Origin of the sequence: Hippea maritima DSM 10411, from assembly GCF_000194135.1 — a bacterium.
Classification (GTDB): Bacteria; Campylobacterota_A; Desulfurellia; order Desulfurellales; family Hippeaceae; genus Hippea; species Hippea maritima.
The window spans coordinates 1,086,032-1,105,675 of sequence record NC_015318.1; the positions used below are offsets into that span (position 1 = coordinate 1,086,032).

The 19,644-nt window shown below is 37.4% G+C and carries 20 protein-coding genes and 1 tRNA gene; 4 read left to right on the top strand and 17 right to left on the bottom strand.

Annotated features, from left to right (window positions below):
• Window positions 1-3: 3 nt before the first annotated feature.
• From HIPMA_RS05670 to HIPMA_RS05700, 7 genes are all read right to left on the bottom strand, one after another.
• A complete protein-coding gene (locus HIPMA_RS05670) occupies window positions 4-1,698 on the bottom strand; it encodes a nickel-dependent hydrogenase large subunit (protein ID WP_013682101.1) in 1,695 nt (564 codons plus the stop codon).
• Window positions 1,698-2,885, bottom strand: coding sequence for a hydrogenase small subunit (locus HIPMA_RS05675; RefSeq protein WP_013682102.1), 1,188 nt, complete (start codon window positions 2,883-2,885; stop codon window positions 1,698-1,700). Before HIPMA_RS05675 ends, HIPMA_RS05670 begins: the two co-directional genes overlap by 1 nt.
• Window positions 2,886-3,023: 138 nt before the next feature.
• Window positions 3,024-4,688, bottom strand: coding sequence for a PA14 domain-containing protein (locus HIPMA_RS05680; RefSeq protein ID WP_013682103.1), 1,665 nt, complete (start codon window positions 4,686-4,688; stop codon window positions 3,024-3,026).
• Window positions 4,689-4,791: 103 nt separating this feature from the next.
• Window positions 4,792-5,052 (bottom strand): DUF1844 domain-containing protein, encoded by a 261-nt coding sequence (locus HIPMA_RS05685; protein WP_013682104.1) that lies wholly within the window; start codon window positions 5,050-5,052, stop codon window positions 4,792-4,794.
• A gap of 16 nt (window positions 5,053-5,068) precedes the next feature.
• Window positions 5,069-5,944 carry a DMT family transporter gene (locus HIPMA_RS05690; protein ID WP_013682105.1) on the bottom strand — a complete coding sequence of 292 codons (876 nt, stop codon included), beginning with the start codon at window positions 5,942-5,944 and terminating at the stop codon, window positions 5,069-5,071.
• Window positions 5,941-6,819, bottom strand: a complete 879-nt coding sequence (locus tag HIPMA_RS05695) for a DMT family transporter (protein ID WP_013682106.1) — start codon at window positions 6,817-6,819, stop codon at window positions 5,941-5,943. The genes HIPMA_RS05690 and HIPMA_RS05695 overlap by 4 nt, the downstream gene beginning before the upstream one ends.
• Window positions 6,812-7,696, bottom strand: a complete 885-nt coding sequence (locus tag HIPMA_RS05700) for a DMT family transporter (protein ID WP_013682107.1) — start codon at window positions 7,694-7,696, stop codon at window positions 6,812-6,814. The genes HIPMA_RS05695 and HIPMA_RS05700 overlap by 8 nt, the downstream gene beginning before the upstream one ends.
• A 66-nt stretch (window positions 7,697-7,762) precedes the next feature.
• Here HIPMA_RS05700 and HIPMA_RS05705 point away from each other — a divergent pair, with 66 nt between their 5' ends.
• The 4 genes from HIPMA_RS05705 (at window position 7,763) to fusA (ending at window position 12,572) form a co-directional block, all read left to right on the top strand.
• Window positions 7,763-8,428: a GntR family transcriptional regulator gene (locus HIPMA_RS05705; RefSeq protein ID WP_013682108.1), complete on the top strand. Its 666-nt coding sequence runs from the start codon at window positions 7,763-7,765 to the stop codon at window positions 8,426-8,428.
• Between the two features lie 191 nt (window positions 8,429-8,619).
• Window positions 8,620-9,732 (top strand): hypothetical protein, encoded by a 1,113-nt coding sequence (locus HIPMA_RS05710; RefSeq protein WP_013682109.1) that lies wholly within the window; start codon window positions 8,620-8,622, stop codon window positions 9,730-9,732.
• Between the two features lie 176 nt (window positions 9,733-9,908).
• Window positions 9,909-10,529 (top strand): hypothetical protein, encoded by a 621-nt coding sequence (locus HIPMA_RS05715; RefSeq protein ID WP_013682110.1) that lies wholly within the window; start codon window positions 9,909-9,911, stop codon window positions 10,527-10,529.
• A 24-nt stretch (window positions 10,530-10,553) separates the two neighbouring features.
• On the top strand, window positions 10,554-12,572 hold the full coding sequence (fusA, locus tag HIPMA_RS05720) for an elongation factor G (protein ID WP_013682111.1): 2,019 nt from the start codon (window positions 10,554-10,556) through the stop codon (window positions 12,570-12,572).
• A gap of 30 nt (window positions 12,573-12,602) precedes the next feature.
• On the opposite strand, the gene HIPMA_RS05725 is transcribed toward fusA, so the two are convergent.
• The 10 genes from HIPMA_RS05725 to HIPMA_RS05770 form a co-directional block, all read right to left on the bottom strand.
• Window positions 12,603-13,046 (bottom strand): universal stress protein, encoded by a 444-nt coding sequence (locus HIPMA_RS05725; protein ID WP_013682112.1) that lies wholly within the window; start codon window positions 13,044-13,046, stop codon window positions 12,603-12,605.
• 11 nt (window positions 13,047-13,057) lie between these two features.
• Window positions 13,058-14,080, bottom strand: coding sequence for an aspartate-semialdehyde dehydrogenase (locus HIPMA_RS05730; RefSeq protein ID WP_013682113.1), 1,023 nt, complete (start codon window positions 14,078-14,080; stop codon window positions 13,058-13,060).
• Window positions 14,077-14,658 carry an aminoacyl-tRNA hydrolase gene (gene pth / locus HIPMA_RS05735; protein ID WP_013682114.1) on the bottom strand — a complete coding sequence of 194 codons (582 nt, stop codon included), beginning with the start codon at window positions 14,656-14,658 and terminating at the stop codon, window positions 14,077-14,079. The genes HIPMA_RS05730 and pth overlap by 4 nt, the downstream gene beginning before the upstream one ends.
• Before the next feature lie 9 nt (window positions 14,659-14,667).
• Window positions 14,668-15,267: a 50S ribosomal protein L25 gene (locus HIPMA_RS05740; RefSeq protein WP_148226563.1), complete on the bottom strand. Its 600-nt coding sequence runs from the start codon at window positions 15,265-15,267 to the stop codon at window positions 14,668-14,670.
• Window positions 15,268-15,279: 12 nt separating this feature from the next.
• Window positions 15,280-16,224, bottom strand: coding sequence for a ribose-phosphate diphosphokinase (locus tag HIPMA_RS05745; RefSeq protein ID WP_013682116.1), 945 nt, complete (start codon window positions 16,222-16,224; stop codon window positions 15,280-15,282).
• 44 nt (window positions 16,225-16,268) lie between these two features.
• Window positions 16,269-16,342 (bottom strand) — tRNA-Gln (locus HIPMA_RS05750).
• A 47-nt stretch (window positions 16,343-16,389) separates the two neighbouring features.
• On the bottom strand, window positions 16,390-16,677 hold the full coding sequence (gene spoVG / locus HIPMA_RS05755; protein ID WP_013682117.1) for a septation regulator SpoVG: 288 nt from the start codon (window positions 16,675-16,677) through the stop codon (window positions 16,390-16,392).
• A 14-nt stretch (window positions 16,678-16,691) separates the two neighbouring features.
• Window positions 16,692-17,546, bottom strand: coding sequence for a 4-(cytidine 5'-diphospho)-2-C-methyl-D-erythritol kinase (gene ispE, locus HIPMA_RS05760; RefSeq protein ID WP_013682118.1), 855 nt, complete (start codon window positions 17,544-17,546; stop codon window positions 16,692-16,694).
• Window positions 17,543-18,808: an amidohydrolase gene (locus tag HIPMA_RS05765; protein ID WP_013682119.1), complete on the bottom strand. Its 1,266-nt coding sequence runs from the start codon at window positions 18,806-18,808 to the stop codon at window positions 17,543-17,545. Before HIPMA_RS05765 ends, ispE begins: the two co-directional genes overlap by 4 nt.
• The gene (locus HIPMA_RS05770; protein ID WP_013682120.1) at window positions 18,805-19,614 is read right to left on the bottom strand and encodes a purine-nucleoside phosphorylase; all 810 of its coding nucleotides are present in this window, start codon (window positions 19,612-19,614) and stop codon (window positions 18,805-18,807) included. Before HIPMA_RS05770 ends, HIPMA_RS05765 begins: the two co-directional genes overlap by 4 nt.
• Between the last annotated feature and the right edge of the window lie 30 nt (window positions 19,615-19,644).

Sequence of the window (19,644 nt, forward strand, 5' to 3'; positions counted from 1 at the left end):
GGCTTAAACCTCTACTTTAAACTTCTTAATCTTGCCACTATCAACATCTGTTATATGAACGGCGCAGGCAAGACAAGGATCAAATGAATGGATAGTTCTTAATACCTCCAAAGGCTCCTCTGTATCGGGAACGGGTAATCCTATCAAGGATTCCTCATAGGCCCCTCTTTGACCTTTCTCATCTCTAGGAGATGCATTCCACGTTGATGGAACAACAACCTGATAATGTGTAACCTTCTTACCTTTTATCCTAACAAAATGAGCCAAGGAACCCCTAGGAGCTTCATAGAGGGCCACAGATGTATTGGTTTCTTCTTCTGGGTACTCAAATCTTGTCCATGTCCTCTCATCACCCTGTTTAAGGTTCGCAACTAAATCATCCGCCCATTTATGTGCACCGTACCAAATATAAAATGTTTCAATAGCTCTTGCTGCAGTCCTACCTACAGTTGAAAACATCTGTCTTGGCTCGGCGTTATGCTTTGATAAATACGCATCAACAAGCTCCCTGATGTTGTTATGGTTTAAGGCATATCCAACAAGCATTCTTGAAAGAGGTCCAACCTCCATCATCTTTCCTTTATATCTCGGGGCCTTTATCCAGCTATATTTACCATCTTTTTTTAGAGTGCCATCATCGTTTAGACCTGTGTATTCTGGTATAGTATCCTCCTCTCCTGGATACACACCTTTATTAGGGCCTTTATACCACGAATGAACTACACTTTCGGTTATGTGCCTTTCATCAACCTTTTCAACCCTGCTTAAATCTCTATCATATATCACACCCTGTGGTAGGTATCTATATTCAGCTTTCCAATCGTTTGTTTCAGGGAAACCGCCATAACTTAAGAAATTATATGAGCCACAACCCCATCCTTCTGAGAATTCATCTTTATAGAAGTGTGTAATTAAATCTATATCTGGCAAATATGCATGCTGAATAAAGTTTCCAACCTCGGCAAGCTTAGAGGTATATTGACCCAATCTTCTTGCATCAAGCATATCCATAACACTTGTAATCCCGCCAACCACAAGACTTTGAGGGTGGGGATTTTTAGCACCATATATTGCCATCATCTGGGCCAATATTACCTGAACATAAAGGGCATCCAGATAGTGAGATATAACTATCAAATCGCCCTCTGGTGGTAGTTTGTAAAGCTTATTACCCAAATAGGCCCCAGAGAATGGCCCTAACTGGCCGCTTGCCACAAATTTCTTTAGTTTTTCTATAACCTCTTTGTAATGCTCAACGGATGCATTGTAAGGCTGTTTGGAAAACTGATGGGCAAGCTCGTTTGCTCTAACTGGATCGGCTTTCAAAGCTCCAGCAACATCAGCCCAATCCAAAGAATGAAGAGCATAGAAATGGACAATATGGTCATGCATAAACTGGCTTGCATTTATCATATTCCTGACAAGCCTTGCATTTGTGGGTGGTCTTATACCCAAAGCTACCTCGGCACTCATTGTGTTTGCTTCATAATGTGCCCATGTGCAGACACCACAAATCCTTTGAACTAAAAGACCTGCGTCTCTTATGTCCCTTCCCTGCAATATAGGCTCAATACCTCTCCAAAGTGTTCCACTACTCCAAGAATTCTCAATCTTCCCATCTTTTACATCTATCTCTATCCTTAAATGACCCTCAATTCTTGTTATAGGATCTATTACCACATGTTTTTTCTCAGCCATTATTCACTCTCCTTCTGAGATGTTTTTGAAGCTTTAGCCCTAATTATGCTGCCAGCAGCATGGATGCCAACTGCTGCTGCCGTTGCACCAGCTAAGAATGAACCTATCTCATCGCTTGCTGCCTCAACACCTTTGCTTGCTGGTATTCTAATGCCTGACTCATCATTAGGCTCTTCAAATGGAGCCATAGTATCCCAGAAATTGGGCTCAGAACAACCTATACAGCCATGCCCTGCTCCAATTGGCCAGTTCGTCCCTTGGTTAAATCTATACCTTGAGCAGTTGTTGTATGTAAGAGGGCCCTTGCAGCCCATTTTATATAAGCACCAACCTTTCTTTGCTCCCTCATCACCCCACTCCTCAACAAACTCACCAGCATCAAAATGAGCTCTTCTTTCGCAATAATCATGTATCCTTGAACCATAAGCCCAAAGAGGCCTATAAAGCAAATCAAGGGGTGGAATTTTATCAAACAGAAGTATGTGAAGAAGAGTTCCTACCATGTTTACACTATTTGGAGGACATCCGGGCACATTTACAATCTCTATTCCTAATGCATCATGAACGCCCTTTGCCCCGGTAGGGTTTGGATGGGCAGCCTGGACTCCACCAAAAGCAGCACATGTACCAAAAGCCAAGTTAACTTTGGCATCCTTTGTAACCCTTTTTGCTCTTTCAAGACCTGTCTCACCCTTAGAACCAACGCGTAAATATATACCGCCATCCTTGGTAGGTATGGCACCCTCTATTATGCAAATGTATTTACCTTTATATCTTTGAATAGCCTCATCCAAGTGTTTCTCAACCCTTTCACCTGATGCCATCATAAGCGTATCGTGATAAGTTAGTGAAACCTGTTCGAATATCAACGTTGCTATGTCGGGCTCGCGCGTCCTTAAGAAGCTCTCAGAACACCCTGTGCATTCTGCCATATGCAACCATATAATAGGCGTCCTTTCTTTGATTGCTGCAGCTTTTGCAATTCTTGATTCAAAAGCGGGTGGCAACATAAGAGTAGCAGTTAAAAAGGAGGCCCATTTTAGGAAATCTCTCCTTGAGAAACCATTTTCCTTGAGTTTTTGATTAAACTCCTCCTCTGTCTCCTTGCTATAGAGGTCGTTCAACTTCTCATCAACCTCTTTAAGTAATGACTCATAATAACCCTGCAGGTCTTTACTACTAGTCAAAACCCACCTCCTCCCACCTTATTTTAAATTATAATTAATTTCATAATAACATCCTATAGCATCGATGTCAATAATATATTCACTTGCATTACTCAATTACTCTTATATAAATCTATCATTCAAATTACTAAAATATTTTTAATTAACAACTATTTTTATAGAAAAGCTACTATCTCCTAATCCGTAATATTTTCTAATTCTCGAGGGGTCAATACCAAATCCAACCAACATATTAACAATAGATTTAATTCTATCTTTAGATAATTCATCATCCCTGCCGTATATGTTAATGGATTTATACTTTTCGCCTATGAGCTTTTTTATTTTCATTAACACCTTTATTCCTTCTGGCTTTAGCCTATCGCTATATTCTTCAAATAAAACACCCCTTCTTATCCCAAAACCATTATTGACAGACACAACAGGTGCAAACCTACTTATATCTAATACTCTCTCCTTGCCATTTTCTATTACATAGAGAACAAGGGCCACTTGATACCTGGGACCTTGAAAGTATTGAACCTCGATTTTGTGAAGCCCACTCTCCAAATAAACACTTCCATACTTCTTTCTGGGTGGATGGATACCGTCGTTATTTATAACAACCTTGTTATCTATAATAAGCTTTGAACCATCATCACTAAGTAGTGCAAATCTTAAAAGCTTAGGTTCTTTTAAGAATAACTCAGATGTATACCTTATGGCAAACCATTCATATCTGGATGTTATGCCAGGAAAGCCAGAATCAAAACTTCTTGGGGTTACATTCAAGGTTGGAGTATAAATTATTCCCCTTGGCCTTAGTTTACTAAAGTTAGGAAGTTTGGTTGTGTTTTTTCTCAAATAGTAAATCCTACCTACAAAAACAAATGGGTCCTTTTTTATTGTACCAAATGGATTAATTTGCTCAGGAAGTTTATCAACACAAGGCTTTACCATTCTAACCCTTAAGTCCTTCTCTCCATTATAAGAAACTTTTAAGATAGAGGTATAAGCCGGCTTTGGAAAATCGGTCTTGGGTATAGAAAACGAAAAAGAATGAATATCCCTGCCGTTGTTATAAAAATTTAGTTTAATAACATCCGTCGTGTGCCAATGATTATCCTTTATTAAAATCTGTGAATCTACATTACCAGCAACGTTTAGTTTTATTTTTCCTCTAAACAGATATTTATTACCTTGCTTGTAAACATCATAACTTAAGATTCTAATAAAATGGTTAACCGGCATTTGCCCTTCTTCAAAGAAATAGAAAGCTCCATCGTTATACCTTGCATCAGCCCTGGCTGCATCTTCAAACTTGAAGTAGTATTTTCTATCATTGTATTTCTCCGCTATAAAAAATCTCCTGTCTGTTGAATAGACAGGTCCATGCCAGCCGTAATAAGATGTTTTAACCAAAAAAACTATCCTATCGCCTTTCTTTAGTCCTTTTATAGGCATAGCTGCGCCAACATCTGGTTGTCCAGCATATTCAACTAAAAAATGCGGATTGCCATCATTAACAGAATAGTATATCCTGCTACATGCTGCTGCGCTAAACTTATCCATCTTAAAATACCAAGTTCTATTTGAGTCGGGTACAACAACCTCTCCACTAAATTCCCTAACCTCATTAGCTTGGGACTGAACTGCATTTTGTTGCCCATTTTCAGGTTCACCTTTTAGTGAATGCTTTATCTGGTTTACATTCTTCTCAATCTCATCAAATTGCTTAAATACATCGGATAAACCTCCACTAAAAGCTACAGTGGAACTATAAAAGATAAATAAAACAACTAAAACCCTAACTATTACTGCCATTTTTACCCTCCTCCTTTTTATATTTTTTCCTTAATATTGTAGTATATAATAAAATATTTACAAATAAAAAGAATATTTTTTATTGCGGCAAGGAATGAAAATTTTAACCACTTTGTTTTGATTCTTCTAAATATCTAACCCTTAGATCATACAAAACCTCATCAAATAACTCTTCTTCCTCTTTATTTAGATTACCTTTTGTCTTTTCTTTTAAAACTTCAAGCATATCTATAGTGTACTTTGCCTGTTTTAAATCCTTTGCCTTCTTTTTTGTAAAAGGATCCTCAACAACTCCCAAGTTTACATAGGCAGCTTCAGCCATTGAAACAATAAGATGAATAAATGTGGCCTTTTCTTGACTCATAGCTCCCCTCCTTTTTTTATTTTTTACCCTCTTTCAAAGCTATAAATATACTAACTAAGACTACCGCCATTCCAATTAACTGCAAAAACCCTACTTTCTGGTTAAAAAACAGATAAGCCAAAATCGATGCACCTATAGGTTCGCCAAGAGTAGAGATAGCCACAGCATTGGCCTTTAAGTGCTTTAAAGCCCAATTAAACGATGTATGACCCATAAGCTGGGGCACAAGTGCCAAAAGCAGCATATAAACGTAAGAAATGCCCCTATAGCCAATAAAGCTCTTCCCACTCAAAATAGCAAAAATTAAGGTAAAAATAGCAGAAAAACTATAAACTAGCGTTATGTATTGAAATGTATCTATATTTTTCCTTAAAAAAGAACCTGCCAGAAAATAAACAGCAACGGATAAAGCGCCAAAAAAGGCAAACAAATCACCCAACAGCGCTGCCTCATCAACCCTTCCTACACTAAAGCCACTATCTGAAAAGGCTATAAGCCCACTCCCTAAAACTGCTCCAACTGCTGCTGCAATACTTTTGAAATCCTGTTTTTCTTTAAAAATAAATAGTGATATAAGCAGAACAAATATTGGGCTTGTTGAAACAAGCGTTACAGAGCTTGCAATTGAAGTCAACTTAATCGATGCTATCCAGCTTATAAAGTGAAAACTTAAAAAAAGCCCGCTAACTGCAGCAATTAGGAGCTCCTTTTTTGTTGGAGGGAGTACTTTTTTTGACCTCAAGGTTGACCAGCCAAGCAATATAATAGAAGATATTCCAAGCCTATATGTACTCATGATAACAGCAGGTACATCCCATGCCAATTTTATAATAATACTTGCAAGTGAAACAGAAAAAACACCTACAAGCAAAACAGCGTATATTCTTATCATTTCTTAAACACCAGAGGCCCTATTTCGCTTATAAACAAACCAATAAACATTACAAAAGCCCCAACGTAAGCCCTAAAACTCAATACTTCACCGCCAAGAAAATAGCCAAATACCGCTGCAAAAACAGGTTCCATTATAAAAATAATAGCGGTTTTTGTGGGAGTTGTGTACTTTTGAGCGGTGTTTTGAACAATGAATGCATAAACCGTAGCAAAAACTGCAGTTATCAAAAATGAAAAAACCAGATACCAAGAAAAATGTTGGGGGATTATATGCGTCTCAGTTGTAATAGAAATGATGCTCGAAAGTATAGCAAGTATTGATATCTCAACTACGGTTAGAAGATAGGTATCGTTTCTTCTTGAATATTTATCTGTAAGCACAATCTGTATAGCTACAAACACAGCACATATAACACCTAAAATATCACCGTATGACAAACTGAGATTTTCATTTAAAGACATCATCGTCATGCCAATAAATGCAAAAACAGCACCGATTTGTGAATAAATTCTTGGAATCTTTTTTATCAATAGAGCCGATAAAAATGGTGTGATAATGACATTTAAACCTGTTAAAAAACCTACAATGGTTGCTTTTGAATATTCAAGCGCAACAGTCTGGAAAGCATAAGCCAAAAATAACACAACACCCAATACAACGCCGTCTTTTAATAGTCTCTTGTTTATGTTGACTAATCTTTTATGGAAAATAATCACAAGTAGAAGCGTGGCAATCCAGAATCTAATCGATAAAAAAGCAAAAGTCGGTATTATTTCTATAGATTTTTTAACTACTATAAATGTACTACCCCAAAATACTGTCACAGAAAGCAACATCAAATCTGCTATATACTCTTTGGAGATCTTAAGCATACCTACTCCCTCTTAGATGGTAGATGTTGACCAAAAACACACCTACAAGTATCAAAAAGCCTCCGATAAACTGATTGGGTGTTAAACTTAGATGCAGTATAAAAAAACTTAAAAACACTGTTATTACAGGCTCAACCGAAGAAAAAACGCTTGTTAGAGCCGAACCTATGTTATCTATAGCCAAAAACAGAAACATTATAGCAAAAAATGTAGGGATAAGCCCAAGCAACAAACCTATGAAAACCTTCTGAGAACTAAATTGGGGCAGGCCTAAAAAAAGGTTAATAATCAAAAAACTCAGAAAGGCAAAGAAAATCGTATAGAAGCTAAACGTTATGGCGTTTTCATCTTTTACAAACAGCTCTATGCATATTAAATAGAAACTATAGACAACCATTGCAAGGCTTGAGAATAGAATACCCAACAAGCTGGCTTTGCTGTGAAAAGCCTCTTTGAATATAAATGCAAAACCTATTAAAATGACGGTTATATAGAATATTTTATAGAAATTAAAACTTTCTTTAAATACGAATCGAGAAATGACACTAACCATTGCAGGATAAAGATAAAGAATAAATTCAACGACATTTGGGGATGCATACTTTACCCCCTTGAAGAAACTAAATGCTTGTAGCGTATAAAGAATACTTCCTGTAAAAAAAGCTTTTATAAGTGTGCTTTTTTTGGCTTTTAAAGTTTCTCTTTTAAAAATAAGAAAAAATCCACCCATAAGTATAACGGCAAAGCCAAACCTTAGAAGTAACATATTGAGCGTGGAAAGGCCTGTATCATATCCCAACCTTACTATAACTACAAGACTTGCGAAACTTGCAGCCGATAAAATAGAAAAAATCCCACCCTTAATAATTCTTTCCATAACTACTTCCATTATAGACTAACTTCTGATATACTAAATATCAGAAAACTTTACAAGGGTAAAATTATGGATATCAACACAAAGTCCTTGAGAGAGCAGGTTTACGACTACCTAAAAGAACAAATAAAATCTAAAGCACTAAAAAGAGGAGATTTTTTAGATCTAAACGCCTTAAGCAAAAGCTTGGGGATAAGTAAAACCCCTCTAAGAGATGCACTGCTAAAATTGGAAAGCGACGGATTTGTAGAGATAAAGCCAAGAAAAGGCATAAAGGTAAAAACATTGACACTTAACGAAATACGCAAGTGCTACCAAATAATAGGAACGCTTGAATTTGGTATAGTTGTAGATTATGCTAATCTTCTAACTTTAGAAGATATAAATACAATGAAAGAATTAAACAGTCGAATGAAAATTGCCTTAGACAAAAAAGACTTCAACGAATATTACAAAATAAATGTAAACTTTCATAATATCTACTTAAACCTATCGGATAATGAGGAAATGCTTAGGACAATATCAATAATGAGACAAAGATTGTACGATTTTCCACCAAAAAGTGAATACTTACCAAAATGGGAGTATAAATCTTTAAAAGAGCACGAAATCCTTATAGAACTTTTAAGGCAAAAGGATTTTGTAACGGCAGGATTGTTCTTAAAAAATGTCCACTGGTCATTTGAGGTGCAAAAAAAATACATAGTTCAATACTACAAAGAACAGTTAAGCTAAGAGAGACAGTGCCATAAATTAAACCAGGGCTAATACAAAGATAAGGCATAACTTACAGAGGTAAAATATCCATAATCAAAAATCATTTAGACTGATAAACTTTTAAACCACTTTCATATTTTATTGACATACACTAATCTTTGCTCTATTATGTTTTTAAAATAAGAATTTTAACAAAAAAAGTAAGAGTTATGGCAAGAAAGTTTTTTGTATTTGCGATAGCGTTTCTTATAATTTCCCATATTGCAAACGCTAAAGTCTTTAAATCTGTTCCTTACGTTGGCAAGGTTAGAGGTTTGGCTATAAAAAACTTTCAAGTTGAAGGAAAAAAGTTTTCTGTTGGCTCGTATGTAACAGTTGAATTTGATTTAAAAAACACCTCTTCTAAGCCAATAAAGTTAGGTAAATATGGTGCTTTTGTTGCCTGTCGCGACCCAAATAACAAAAACAGGGACTTTGCCCACCAATACAAATTTTACAAACTAAACAGCCATAAACAAATACATATAAAGGGTAGGATAAAGATAAACAAAAGTGGCTGGTGGAGATTCTGGCCCGGCCTTTACCTCTTGCATTTCGGTTTTGCGCCCAGTGAGTGGGGTAAGATAAAGTTAAAAGCAAAAAGAGAATCACAAGGAAGCTCAAGTGGTTCTCATGAGATGAAAAACCCCAAAAAACTTGTTCTTAAACCTCCATTCAATACATGTTCAGGATGGAAAACCTCACCGGGTGTAGCACAAACAAGATATTACTGTAACCCAAGCACCGGCTACATTGGCATATTTGATTCTGCATGGACAGGCGGTGCAGCCTCGTATGCTTTGATGTATGTATTTTTCAACAGTCCGAAAAACCAAAGGGTTAAGATTAAAGCAATATTTTATTACACAGGGGGAGCAAAAACTACCGGAGTCGCGGCTTTTGCAGGTTTTCAGGCAATACACCATTACAACAATAAATTTTATAGAAGGGATATAGAAGCAGGTTTGAACTATGATATAGCCACCCAAAAGATAATAGATGTAGCTCTATTTGCAATACCATCTGTTACTCACATTAAAGATGTTAAAGAGGCATTGGAGATTATAAGCACAATAAGGGATGCAATGACTTTATTGAAAGAGATGAAAGATCTGTATAATGTTAGAAAGGCTAAAAAATATGTCTATACCTTTTACATTAATGCAAAGAAAGGAAGTAATTTTGTAGGTATAGGTTTGAGAGGGAATTGTAGCGGTGTTGTTACTGGCTCATCCTTTGTTGTGGTTGCAGCACAGTTGGCTCAAGTTGAGATTCTGTTTTGATATTATAAAGAACAAAAGCTTTCACAAACGTATCTTTAATGTTTATACCACTTCTTCACTTTTAACTTGATATAAAATGATAATTAATCTATATTTGTAAATATGGATGTTTCTTTAAAAATCTATAGAGTGGGTGGTTTGTTTAACCCCAAAAATAAAGAAAGGAGTGCAAGCCAATGGAAACATTAACCATTTGCGTGCCGTTTTTTGCTCTTCCCGGTATGAAAGAGACATGTAGCGATCTGGTAGGTGATCAAAATCTAATCCTCAGGGATATATTGGGATTAAACCCATTAAGAAAAGGAGAATACGAAAACGGCCCTTATTTAGAGGGTTTCAACGTTGATGGGAAACTTGATTATGTATTCTACTTTGAAGAAGTAGAAAAAATTATTGAAAAACAGGTATATGATCAAATCTATATACTATTCAGAGCTATTTATAAACCTTACCAAAAGGAAACTCAGCATTTGGTTGTTGGATACTATACAGTAGAAAATACCCAAGGCATAGAGATAGCACCTGGAGCATACGCAATAACAGGCACAAGTGCATATTTCGTAGACTACAAAGACGCATTAAATATAACCGATATAATTGTAGGTTACAACCTACAAGATTCCATAATGAAGAGTAACAGCCAAAACCATCCAGAATACAAAGACTGGGTAAACGGATGGCTTGAGCATATAAAATCAAAGGAAAACAAATTAGAGGCTTACATAGAGAGAAGCAAAAAGCTAAGAACGCTAAAGACAGAGGAAAATTACAAAGAGAAGTTGGAAGGGTGTTTATAAAAAACAAATCGGAGGTAAACATTTATGGGTGTAGCTACTGACAAAAAGAGAGTTGTTGCAATTTGTGGCTCTGGGGGTGTGGGGAAAACCACACTATGTGAAGATATTTTATTTAAAACCAAAAAAATCACCAGGAAGGGCTCAACAGACAAGGGCAACACAACAATGGATTTTGACTCTGAGGAAATCGATAGAAAAATCTCACTTCAGCTTGCCGTCGGTTATACCGAATGGAAAAAGCATTTTATTTATCTCATAGATACACCCGGATATCACAACTTCATAGCTGACGCTCTCTGTGGAATAAAGGCCTCGGATGCGGCAGTAATGTTGATAGACATAAAAGATGGACCAGAGGCGCAAAACGAAAGATTGCTCGATGAAATAAGAAAAGAAAACAAGCCGGCCATCTTCTTTTTAAACGGCATAGATAAAGAAGATATAAACTTTCAAAACACCATCCAATCCATAAAAGACAGTTTAACCCCAAAGGCATTCCTGCTCCAACTACCTATACTCAAAGATGCAAAAGTTGTAGGGTATGTCGATATAATTCAGAAAAAGGCATTCTCGTTTGAGGACAACAAAGAAATGGAGCTGCCAGCCGAGATAGCTGATGAGCTCGAAGAAAGATACATGGAACTTGTTGAAGAGGTTTCAACATACGATGATGAGCTCATGGAAAAGTATTTAGAAGGTGAAGAACTGGATAAAGACACTGTAGTAAAAACACTCAAAGAAGCCGTAAAAAGCGGTGGTTTTTATCCTGTAATTTTGGGCTCAGGGCTAAAAGGATACGGAACTGAGCAACTTTTGGATGAAATAGTTGATCTATTGCCTTCACCTGAGAATATGTTTGAAGAACCTGCAGGACTTGTATTTAAAACCTATAACGACCCACAAATGGGTAAAATAAGCCTTGTAAGGGTTTACTCAGGTTCTCTAAAGGCAGATACATCATACTACAATGTAAACAAAGACCAAGAAGAGAGATTAGGCACAATAAACCTTATGCTAGGCAAAAGTTTATCAAAAGTAGAAGAGGCTACGACGGGGGACATATTCGCTGTCGCAAAACTAAAGATAACCCAAACTGGGGACACCATAGCCAACAAAGGCAGCGAAGTTAAATGTGAGTTTGTAAAGATGCCATTACCATACATATCTGCTGCCATATACGGTGCAAGCAAAGGCGATGAGGAAAAAATCGGTGCAGCCATAAGCAAAATTATCGAGGCAGATCCATCACTGTCATTCACAAGAAACGATGAAACAGGAGAATTTATATTAACAGGAATGGGTAAACTCCATCTTGAAACAGTTGTGTCAAGACTCAAAAAGAAATATGGCGTTGAAGCCCAACTAAAGACACCAAAGGTTGCATACAAAGAAACAATAAAAGGTAAAACCTCATCCCATGGAAGATACAAAAAACAAACCGGCGGCCATGGTCAATTTGGAGATTGTGTCATAGAGATAGAACCACTCCCAAGAGGAAAAGGATTTGAGTTTGAAGATTTGATTGTTGGAGGTGCTATACCTAAGCAATTTATACCATCGGTCGAAAAGGGTATTAAGAATGCAATGGAGCAGGGATTTTTAGCGGGTTATCCTATGATAGATATTAAGATAAAGCTTGTTGATGGTAAATACCATCCGGTCGATTCAAGTGATTTGGCATTTCAGATGGCAGGCTCTATAGCATTCAAAGAAGGTGTTGCAAAATGCAAACCTGTCCTGCTTGAGCCTATTGTTGAAATGGAGGTTTATGTGCCCGATGAGGTAATGGGCGATGTCATAGGAGACTTAAATTCAAGAAGGGGCAGGGTCCTGGGCATGGAGCCTTATGAGGACAAAAAAGGGTATCAGCGTATTAGAGCCTTGGTTCCAGAGGCTGAGATCTTAGAATATGCTCCATCCTTGCGCTCTTTAACCGCAGGCAGAGGATTCTTTAAGTACCAATTTTCAACATATGAAGAGGTCCCACCTCAGATAGCAGAAAAAATAATTGAAGAATCAAAGCAGGAAGAAGATAAAAAATAAAATAGGGGGGTCAACCCCCTTTATTTGTCCTTAATGAGGAGTTTTAACTACTAATACGGGTATTTCGCTCAGGCGCATTACCTTCTCGGTAACACTTCCAAACATAAATCTTTCAAGGCCGCTTCTACCATGAGCACCCATCACTATTATGTCTATTCCGTTCTTTTTGGAAAATTCAACGATACTTTTTGCAGCTTCTCCTACCTCTATAACAACCTCTGCATCTTGAATATTGTATCTATTCCTAATGTGTTCTATTTCCTTTATGGCCTCCTCCCTCAAGGAATTTACTATCTGTTCAGCTGGAAATGATGGGACATAACCCACATAGCTGTTTATATCCGTTATGCAGTGGTAGATATAAAGCTTTGCATCAAACTTATCAGACATAGCCTTGGCATAACTCAAAGCATAAATAGAAGCTTCCGACAAATCCGTTGGAGCCAAAATTTTCCTAACAGAAATACCGTTCATAACTCCCCCTTTCATAGGTACTCTTTAATGAGTATCTCGGCTATCTGCACAGCATTGAGTGCAGCGCCTTTTCTCAAGTTATCAGAAACAACCCATAGATTAAGCCCGTTTTCGACAGACTCATCCCTTCTAATCCTACCTATAAATGTCTCATCTTTACCCGCTGCATCTATAGCTGTAGGATACTCTAAATTTGCTGGATTATCAACAACTTTGCAACCAGGTGATTTATTTAGAAGCTCTCTAACTTCATTCAAATCAAATGGTTTTTCTGTCTCAACATTGACCGATTCTGAATGTCCCCTAAATACAGGCACCCTAACACATGTTGCAGTTACAGGCAACCCAGGTTTATGAAATATCTTCCTTGTTTCGTTTATCATCTTTACCTCTTCTTTTGTATAACCATCATCAAAGAAAACATCTATATGTGGCACACAATTAAATGCTATCCTTTTTGGAATCTTATTTGGCTTGCATTCGTCATATTTAAACTCAAACCATGCCTTTGTCTGCTCAACTAATTCCTCCATAGCCTTTTTACCAGCACCCGATGTAGCCTGATAGGTAGATACAACAATTCTTTTTATACCATAGTTATCCAATATAGGCTTTAGGGCAACAACCATTTGAATAGTAGAACAGTTTGGGTTTGCTATTATACCTCTGTTTTTATACATTGCTACATCATCAGGATTCACCTCTGGCACAACCAAAGGTATATCCTTATCCATTCTAAAATGACTCGTATTATCCACCACAATAGCACCGCTTTCTGCTGCTATTGGAGCAAACTGTTTACTTATGCTACCACCTGCTGAAAATAAAGCTATATCTATACCCTTAAACGAATTTTTATCCAAAACCTCTACTGGGATGTCTTCACCCTTAAATCTAACCGTTTTACCTATACTTCTCTCTGAAGCTAATGGTCTTAAAGATTTAACAGGAAAGTTTCTCTGTTCTAATGTGAATACCATCTCCTCGCCTACAGCACCAGTAGCACCAACAACGGCAACAGCATACTCTTTCATTGCTTTATAACCTCCCTATTTAAACTATTATATTCATTCATCGCCTTATTCAAGCCTTCCTTGATAATACATACAACAGCATCGGCAGACAATCTAACAGCTTGGTTTACAATTTCAAGTTCATTTTCCTTAAAGTTTCTCAACACATAATCTCTAACATTACCTTCCCTTCCTACGCCAATTTTAACCCTTGCAAAATCCTTGCTTGATAATGTTTGTATAATAGACTCTACACCCTTATGTCCGCCGCTTGATGAGTTCTTTTTTATCTTAATTCTACCAAGAGGCAAATCAACATCATCGTGAATTACAATAAGCCTATTTAAGGGGATTTTATAAAAAGAAAAAACCTCACCTACACTAATACCACTCAAATTCATGTATGTTATAGGCTTTAATACCCCTACTTTATAGCTGCCTAAAGAGAATTCTCCAAAAAAACCCTTAAATTTGTTTTTTAAAGTAAAATCAAAATCAAAAAGAAAAGACAAGGAATCGCACACCATGAATCCCACATTGTGGGGGGTCAATGCGTATTCCTTGCCAGGATTTCCAAGGCCAACTACAAGCCAATCCATCAATTGATGTTATGACTCTTCTTCTATTTCTTCTTCCTCGCCCTCTTCAGTCTCCTCTAAAGCTTTACCTAAAATAGCAACAAGTGTGAAGTTTTTGGATGATTTGACCCTTACACCCTCGGGCATATCAAGGTCAAAAACATGAACAACATCACCAATTTGAAGGTTAGTAACGTCTATTTCTATTTCATTTGGAATGGCTTCAGGCAAAGCTTCAACTGTAATCCTCTTGCGTGGCTGATAAAGATCGCCACCCATTTTAACACCTTTAGACTCACCAACAACCCTAACAGGTACGTCAACTGTTACAGGCCTTCCTTCTGTAAGTTTATAAAAATCTACGTGCTCTACCTCTTCTTTTACGGGGTGCCACTGAATCTCTTTAACTATAACTTTAAACTCTTCATTATCCAGCTTAAGTTCAAATCTATCATTTCTACGACTTCTTCTTATGGCTGCCATAAATTCAGACCTATCGACAGCTATATGCTCACTGCCGAAGTCGGCCCCGTAAATAACGGCGGGTATTTTGCCTTCTCTCCTTAATTTTTTGGCTGCCTTTGTTCCAATATCCCTCTTCTGTGCTGTTATCAACATCTTATCTTCCACCTCACAACTTTATTAATCAAAAATGGCGCTTAGCGACTCTTTATGATAAACCCTTCTTATAGCCTCACCAATTATCTCGCCAACGGAGAGAACCTTTATTTTATCCGTAGGTATAGGTTTTTCGAATGTTATAGTATTGGTAACCGCAAGCTCTTTCAAGGGTGAGTTATTTATTTTTTCTATTGCATTGCCGCTCAACACAGGATGAGTACAACAAGCATAAACCTCTTTTGCCCCTTCTTTGTGAATAGCCTTAGCTGCATTGGTCAATGTTCCTGCCGTATCAACTATATCGTCAACTATAACGGCAACTTTATCTTTAACATCACCTATTATATGCATTATTTCACTAACGTTGGGTTTAGGCCTTCTCTTGTCTATTATGGCAATAGAGCAACCCAGCTTCTTTGCATAGTATCTCGCCCTTTCAACGCCACCTGCATCAGGAGATACAATAACCAAATCACTATCCTTTGAAGCCATATTTTCCCTTATATACTTAAGCATTATTGGAGCTGCATAAAGATGGTCAACCGGTATATCAAAAAATCCTTGAATCTGCCCAGCGTGCAGATCCATAGACATTATCCTATCTGCACCTGCAGTCGTTATAAGATCGGCTAACAATTTTGCTGAAATAGGAACTCTTGGAAGAACCTTTCTATCTTGCCTTGCATAGGCATAGTATGGAACAACAACTGTTATGGAGCTTGCAGATGATCTTTTTAAGGCATCCAAAGTTACCAAAAGCTCCATAATATTATCGTTCACAGGGGACGATAAAGACTGTATTAAAAATACATCAGCACCCCTGACACTCTCATCTATCTGAACATATATCTCTCCATCGCTAAACCTTGAGATCTGAGCCTCGGCCAAGCCCACGCCAAGATACCTTGAAATCTCCTCTGCCAAAGCCCTATTAGCCGTTCCACTTATGAGCTTAAGTTGTGACATCTTCACTTAGCCTTCCTCTGAAATTTTAATTAAAAATAAAAAAATGGCTGGGGCGGCTGGATTCGAACCAGCGATCGAGGATCCAAAGTCCTCTGCCTTACCACTTGGCTACGCCCCAACGGTCAAATAAAAACCCGCAAGGGTTTCCCCTTGCGGAAAAAATTATTATTCCTCTTCTTGAGCCTCTTCTTGCTTTTCTGCTTTTGCTTTCTCGTACTCCCCTAAGACAGCCTTCTCTAACTTCTGTCTCATCTCGTTGTTTAAAGGATGGGCAACATCTTTAAAGCTTCCATCCTTCATCTTCCTCGAAGGCATTGCCACAAACAAACCCTTCTGACCGCTAATGATCTTAAGATCTCTTACAACAAACTCGTTGTCAAAGATTACCGTTGCAAAACCCTTTAACTTCTCATCACCCTCGATTGGGCTAACCCTTACCTCTGTAATCTCCATAATTCTACCTTTCCCTACCTTAAGATTTCTTCTGCAAAGTTTACAGTTTTACATAAAACCCCTCTCGTTTCAAGCTGCTCTTTTAACCCCTCTTCCGCTTGCACCTCCGAACCAAGAATTGAAAATACACAAGACCCACTTCCTGAAACCAAACCATTACCAGCTTCTTTTATTAGGGTTTCTTTAATCCATTTTAAAAGATCAAACTCTTTCAGAACAACACTTTCAAGATCGTTGTGAAGGTGGTTTTTAAGCTCATGCATCGAGCAAAGACCATCCTTCACAGTAAGAGCCATTTTATTTAAGCCCTTAAGCTTTGTCAACCTCAATCTTTTATAAACAAATGCCGTTGAAACACTAAAATTTGGTATTGCAAGAAGGACCTTAAATCCTTCTGTATTACATTTAACCTTTGTAATTATTTCGCCCCTGCCCTCTGCTATTGCATCTCCATGTTCTACAAAAAAAGAAACATCACTTCCTATCTTTGCTGCAACCTCAAATAACTCTCCCCTACTTAAGGGAAAATCAAACAATTCATTTAAGCCCTTTAGTGTGTAAGCCGCATTCGAACTTCCACCGCCCAAGCCACCACCTACAGGTATGTGTTTTTCTATTTCTATACTCACCTGAGGCTTTATTCCGGTTTTTTCAAAAAACAACCTTGCTGCCTTAACCGCCAAGTTGTCTTGATTATTTAACTCATCTATATTGATACTGAACTTAAGGCCACCATCATTTCTTTCTATCTCTATCAGATCAAACAGATCTATTTTATGCATCAAAGTAAAAAGCTCATGATAACCGTCTGGCCTTTTGCCCAAGACATACAGCAGGGAATTTATCTTGGCAAACGATTTCAGTATCACAACGCCCCCAGCTTTTTGGCTAATTCTTTAACTTCAAACTTAACCCTATTTTCATCTATACAAACAAACTCTCTATCCTTAAGAATAACTTTACCGTTTATTATTACATCTCTGACAGCTCTTGAGTTTGCTGCATAAACAACAAAAGAGTAGGGATTGTATATAGGTACAGCCTCAAGATCATTCAAAGACATTACAACAATATCGGCTACATTACCCTCTTTTAAAAACCCTACATCATCAAACAAACCATTGAAATTTGAAGCTATTTTTAGCGTTGTTTTAGCATCCATAGCTTTCTGGCCAAACTCAACCTTCTGCACTAAAGAAGACGTCCTAAACTCTTCTATCATATCCAAATTATTGTTGCTTGCCGAGCCATCTGTTCCGATAAAGACATTAACACCTTTATTAATCATCTTCTCAATAGGTGCTATGCCACTTGCAAGCTTAAAATTACTCTGGGGGACATTTATCACGTTAGCATTGTAAGCCTTCATTTTTTCTATATCTTTATCACTGCTTTTTACACAGTGTGCCATAAATGTATTCCTGCTTAAAAGCCCAATATCAATCAATACATCAATCGGTCTTTTACCTTTATCCTTTAAAACAGCCTCAATCTCACTTGAGCTTTCATTTACATGTATATGAACTACATCATCCTCCTCTAAGGCATCAGCTACCATTTTTAGAGAATCAAACGAAAGAGTATATGTGGAATGGGGACCAAAACCCACCCTTATGAGAGGTTCATTCTTAAATTCCTCTTTAAGAGACTTAGTTTTTTCAATGGCTTCTTTGGCATCTGAGCAATCCGGTGTTGGAAAATCTATAATACCTTCTGTTACTACACCACGCATGCCCACCTCAATGGCAGCCTCTGCCACTTTCTCTTCGAAAAAATACATATCCAAAAAACAAGAAGTACCACTCCTTATTGCCTCAAGCATAGAAAGCTTAGAACACTTATAAACCATATCAGCGCTTACATACTTTGCCTCTGCCGGGAATATATGTTTTGTTAGCCACTCCATAAGTTCTAAATCATCCGCAAGCCCTCTAAATAAACTCATAGCTAAATGGGTGTGAGCATTGCAAAATGTAGGCATTACAAGACACTCTTTTGCATCTATTACATAGTCTGTCTCAATTTTTATATTATTATCTATAGTTTTAATTCTATTACCTTCTATTAAAACATCAAAATAGCCTTCTTTTTGTGAATTTATGCAATAACCGTTTTTTATTAAAACACTCATAATCCTTCCTCTAAAAACCTATTGATGATTTTGCTTAGCCTTTTGCTTGCGCTTTTTGCAACGCTTATAACCTCATCAATTGGAGCCTTTTCCATACAGTCTGGGAGATTTACATTAGTTATAACAGAAACAGCCATCCTATCGACACCCATATGATTTAGTGCAATCACCTCAGGTATCGTTGACATACCAATGGCATCACCCCCAATAAGCCTAAAGAATCGGGTCTCTGCGGGTGTTTCCATGGAAGGACCTGAAACTCCAACATAAATACCTTCTCTAAGCTGTTCACCTACAGATAACGCTGTTTTTTTTAGCTTTTCTGCATACTTTAATGTATAAGGCTCGCTCATATCTGGAAACTTTTCTCCAAGTTCCTCTATATTATCCCCCTTCAAAGGGTTAGCCCCCATCAGGTTTATATGGTCTTTTACAACCATCAAGTCGCCTTTTTTAAACAAAGGGTTTAAACCACCTGCTGCGTTGGTAAGAATTACAAGTTTAGCCCCAGCAAGACCAAGAACTCTGGGAAGAAATACAACCTCTTGCATTGAATACTTCTCATAATAATGAAATCTCCCAAACGCCACAACAACATTCAAATTACCTTTTTTGTAAAACTCAAAATAACCTTTATGCGATTTTGTAGATGGAATAGGCATGCCAGGAACTTCAGAATACAGAAGTTTTTTAAGTTTATTGCCTTTAATTTCTATATCTATGCCTGTACCGGTTATTATTGCAACATCTATCTTTCCAAGCTTTTTTTCAATAAAATCGGTTGCATTTTTAATTTTCCTAAACATAGCCCTCTCCCGATTTCTTATTGTCATAAA

Bases quoted from the DNA above. Each gene is read 5' to 3' on its own strand.
- HIPMA_RS05730 (WP_013682113.1), bottom strand. From the start codon at position 14,080: ATGAAAGAGTATGCTGTTGCCGTTGTTGGTGCTACTGGTGCTGTAGGC.
- HIPMA_RS05715 (WP_013682110.1), top strand. From the start codon at position 9,909: ATGGAAACATTAACCATTTGCGTGCCGTTTTTTGCTCTTCCCGGTATG.
- HIPMA_RS05770 (WP_013682120.1), bottom strand. From the start codon at position 19,614: ATGTTTAGGAAAATTAAAAATGCAACCGATTTTATTGAAAAAAAGCTT.
- HIPMA_RS05745 (WP_013682116.1), bottom strand. From the start codon at position 16,224: ATGTCACAACTTAAGCTCATAAGTGGAACGGCTAATAGGGCTTTGGCA.
- fusA (WP_013682111.1), top strand. From the start codon at position 10,554: ATGGGTGTAGCTACTGACAAAAAGAGAGTTGTTGCAATTTGTGGCTCT.
- HIPMA_RS05680 (WP_013682103.1), bottom strand. From the start codon at position 4,688: ATGGCAGTAATAGTTAGGGTTTTAGTTGTTTTATTTATCTTTTATAGT.
- HIPMA_RS05685 (WP_013682104.1), bottom strand. From the start codon at position 5,052: ATGAGTCAAGAAAAGGCCACATTTATTCATCTTATTGTTTCAATGGCT.
- HIPMA_RS05700 (WP_013682107.1), bottom strand. From the start codon at position 7,696: ATGGAAAGAATTATTAAGGGTGGGATTTTTTCTATTTTATCGGCTGCA.
- HIPMA_RS05695 (WP_013682106.1), bottom strand. From the start codon at position 6,819: ATGCTTAAGATCTCCAAAGAGTATATAGCAGATTTGATGTTGCTTTCT.
- spoVG (WP_013682117.1), bottom strand. From the start codon at position 16,677: ATGGAGATTACAGAGGTAAGGGTTAGCCCAATCGAGGGTGATGAGAAG.
- HIPMA_RS05765 (WP_013682119.1), bottom strand. From the start codon at position 18,808: ATGAGTGTTTTAATAAAAAACGGTTATTGCATAAATTCACAAAAAGAA.
- HIPMA_RS05670 (WP_013682101.1), bottom strand. From the start codon at position 1,698: ATGGCTGAGAAAAAACATGTGGTAATAGATCCTATAACAAGAATTGAG.
- HIPMA_RS05710 (WP_013682109.1), top strand. From the start codon at position 8,620: ATGGCAAGAAAGTTTTTTGTATTTGCGATAGCGTTTCTTATAATTTCC.
- HIPMA_RS05690 (WP_013682105.1), bottom strand. From the start codon at position 5,944: ATGATAAGAATATACGCTGTTTTGCTTGTAGGTGTTTTTTCTGTTTCA.
- HIPMA_RS05705 (WP_013682108.1), top strand. From the start codon at position 7,763: ATGGATATCAACACAAAGTCCTTGAGAGAGCAGGTTTACGACTACCTA.
- HIPMA_RS05725 (WP_013682112.1), bottom strand. From the start codon at position 13,046: ATGAACGGTATTTCTGTTAGGAAAATTTTGGCTCCAACGGATTTGTCG.
- pth (WP_013682114.1), bottom strand. From the start codon at position 14,658: ATGGATTGGCTTGTAGTTGGCCTTGGAAATCCTGGCAAGGAATACGCA.